The organism is Gemmiger formicilis, assembly GCF_016901605.1.
In the GTDB taxonomy this organism is placed as follows: Bacteria; Bacillota; Clostridia; order Oscillospirales; family Ruminococcaceae; genus Gemmiger; species Gemmiger formicilis_B.
Genome location: NZ_JACJKP010000889.1, coordinates 1 through 219, shown reverse-complemented (window position 1 = coordinate 219; position 219 = coordinate 1). Strand labels below are relative to the sequence as shown.

Sequence of the window (219 nt, the reverse complement as noted above, 5' to 3'; positions counted from 1 at the left end):
CTGCAAATACCTGTTTAGGGAAAGAGATGAGCGGTCAAAAGAAGGTATGGAAACGCACCTGTCAATGAGCCAGAAGTACGGCTTGGTTCCTGACTCCCAACTGGATGAGCGCCGATATATTGCATGATTTCTTTTTGTTCCTCGATGGGCGGTACAGGAAGATAGATCGTATAGAAATCGTCTGTATAGAGCCGCCAAAATCCTTCGATAATACCACGC

General features: G+C 46.1%; 1 protein-coding gene. It reads right to left on the bottom strand.

Annotated elements, in window-relative coordinates:
• Positions 1-14: 14 nt before the first annotated feature.
• Positions 15-219: restriction endonuclease subunit S (locus H6B10_RS17145; RefSeq protein WP_204652535.1), on the bottom strand; the 205-nt coding region annotated here is incomplete at its 5' end.